At 32.6% G+C, this 3,190-nt stretch carries 1 protein-coding gene; it reads left to right on the top strand.

The features are described 5' to 3' along the window. The first annotated feature begins 460 nt into the window (after positions 1–460). The gene (locus F6K22_RS36970) at positions 461–2,173 is read left to right on the top strand and encodes a response regulator (RefSeq protein WP_293109720.1); all 1,713 of its coding nucleotides are present in this window, start codon (positions 461–463) and stop codon (positions 2,171–2,173) included. Positions 2,174–3,190 lie beyond the last annotated feature (1,017 nt).

Here is a 3,190-nt window from a genome sequence, read left to right as displayed (position 1 = left end):
CCGAAAAATTAAGATATAAAGCCTCTCCATTCATGGAGAAAAAAGCGGTTGAGAGATGGCGAGGTCTCCTCGCTAGCCTCCAATCAACCAAGAGAAGAAAAAAAATCCTTGAGCGCCAATCCTCTTCTTTATAAGAAGAGGTAATTCTCAATTCTCAATTCTCAATTCTCAATTCTGAATTCTTGAATCAGGTACAGTTGTTTTTTTTCTTTTCTATTACCACCTAACCCAAATTACTGCTCCCTACTCCCTAAAACAAGTCAATTTTGTATTTCACCAATATGGGAATTGCTATATATTAGTAATATAGCACTACGGATTAAGGTTAGGACATTTCTAAATCCTGTTAGCGGAGCTTTTCCCTATACGAAAAACCCTTTATTAGTTTACTATTCCCTATTCCCTATTCCCTATTCCCGATTCAAGTAGCGCTATACAATATTAAAACTACAATGAACCTATGCCAGCAAAAATACTGGTTGTGGATGATGAACCATCCTTTAAATCAATAATCAACCAAAAGTTCAGAAATAAAATTAGAAAAAAAGACCTAGAATTTATTTTTGCTTCTAACGGTTTAATAGCTCTGGAACAGTTACAAGCTGAACCAGACATAGATATTATATTGACTGATATTAGTATGCCAGAAATGGATGGTATTACCTTACTATCTACTCTTTCTGATATTAATCATCCTACACTTAAAACAGTAATTATTTCTGCTTCTAGCGATCTAGCTCTTGTCAGAAAAGCTATGAATTTAGGAGCCTTTGATTTCTTAACTAAACCCATAGATTTAGAAGATTTAGAAATTACAGTTAATAAAACTCTAAATTATGTTCAAAGGTTAAAAGATGCTCTCAAACTGGAACATTTAATAGAAGCAGCTCAAAAGTTATATGACAGTGAAAAAAGACTAGAAAAATTCTTAGAAACTTTGCCAGTAGGAGTATTTGTAGTGGATGCTGATGGTAAACCTTTCTACACTAATCAAACTGCACAAAATATCTTTGGTAAAGCCATAATAGCCGAAACTACTCCAGAGCAAATTCCAGAAATTTATCAACTTTATTTAGCAAAAACAGAGAAATTTTATCCTTATGAACAACAGCCAATATTTCAAGCTTTAAAAGGTGAAAATGCGAGAGTTGATAATATGGAAATTCGTCAAGGGGAAAAGATAATTCCTGTGGAAGTATCGGCAAGTCCAATCTTTGATGATAGTGGTAAACTAATTTATGCGATCGCCACTTTTCAAGATATTACAGGAAGAAAAAAAGCCGAAGCAGAAAGGATTCAATTTACTAAACAATTAGAACTTAAAAATACTGAATTATCTAAACTTAATCAATCATACAGTCGCTTTGTGCCAAAACAGTTTCTCCGATTTTTAGGACATGAAAGTATTGTCGAAGTTTCCTTGGGTGAATCTGTACAAAAGAAGATGTCAATTTTATTTTCTGATATTCGCTCTTTTACTACTCTTTCAGAAACCATGACTTTAGCAGAAAATTTTAAATTTATTAATTCTTATCTTTCTCGTATGGAACCTCTAATTACTGCTAATTATGGTTTTATTGATAAATATATTGGTGATGCTATTATGGCACTATTTGGTCGGTGCCCTGATGATGCTGTTCAAGGTGCTTTAGAAATGCTTTTAGAACTAAATAAATACAACATTCTTCGGAAAGGATATAATAAATCACCTATTAAGATTGGGATTGGAATTAATACAGGTTCCTTAATGTTAGGAACAGTTGGTGGAATCAATAGAATGGATACTACTGTAATTAGTGATGCTGTAAATTTAGCTTCTCGTCTACAAGATTTAACCAAAGTCTATGGTGCTTCTTTAATTATTAGTCAAGATACCTTTTTTGCCCTTAAAGATTATACAAAATATAATTACAGATTTCTTGGTCAAGTTAAAGTTAAAGGGAAAAAAGATGTAGTATCTTTGTTTGAATTTTTTGATGCAGATCCGCCAGAACTCATCGAATTTAAAAGACAAACTAAAACTTTATTTGAGCAAGGAGTTATTAGTTACTACTCTCAACAGAAGGAACGAGCTACTCAAATATTTCAGAGAATTATCAATTTAAACCATCAAGACAAAGCTGTTTATTTCTATCTTCAAGATAATGATGGGAAAAGGGAAGTAGTAGAGTAGGGGAGTTAGGAGTAATACCGTTTCAGGGAAGTTACAGCAGTTTCCGCAGCTATGAGGTACTTATGTTGACAGTTTTAGGGCTCACGGGGCAACAAGCAAAAAATATTTACCTCGTCAAAAGTCCAGCTATTGCACTTCATAATAACGGGAAGCGCTGTAAAAATCAAAAGTTATGTATGAAGATTTTATAGGCTCGAAACTTTGACATTACAGTAATTTCAGAAAATCATTTCATATCTAAACTGTAAACTATTTCTGATATCTTTAAAGTGAATTCCTATCAGAAATAGGAAGTAGAGGAGAAATTGAAATACATACACTATTTTTGTAGCCTATGAGAAAGACTTATAAGCTTTTTCACAACAATAGATTAAAGAAATAATAGAAGTATGTTTGAAGTTTTATAAGTTATACCAAATCCGGTTTACATAGACTATTAATACAGATCGGTTGTATGTATTGTCCACAAAATATTTGCTCGGTTTCAGTTAATCAGCTTTTGTAAAGGGGATTTGGTATTATAGACATGATAGTTTTATTCTATATAGAGCAAATTCCAGGTTTATGAAGTAAAGTAGTAGTAGTTTTTGAACTATCAAATATGGAATATGCTGTATATTGTTCTGAATTTTTCTGGGCAAATTTTCTTCACTTCTCTAACCCCTCAGCCAAAAATATATATAGCAGGGAATAGGCAAAAGGCAACAGTGGAAAAAAAAATTCCTCGTCTAAGATTTATCATGAGTTTATTTCCTCTATAACTCTTTTTTTGCTATAGCAAAACTTTTGATATTTAGGGTTTGCTGAATAAAGTTTTTTGGTAGGGGTGGGAGTTAGGAGTCAGGAGTCAGGAGTCAGGATAAATAGGGAATTTAGAGGAGATAGGAGTAAGAATTGTCCACTAATTTTTCTATACTTAGTTTGCCCAAAATACTAACTTTTTGAGCATGAAGAGTTGAAAACCTCGCATAACAATGGGAATCAAAAAAGGCTCAAGTCTTTACCTATAAATGCTTT

The sequence above is a fragment of the Okeania sp. SIO2F4 genome (genome assembly GCF_010672385.1).
In the GTDB taxonomy this organism is placed as follows: Bacteria; Cyanobacteriota; Cyanobacteriia; order Cyanobacteriales; family Microcoleaceae; genus Trichodesmium.
This window is presented reverse-complemented; position numbering and strand designations above follow the sequence as displayed.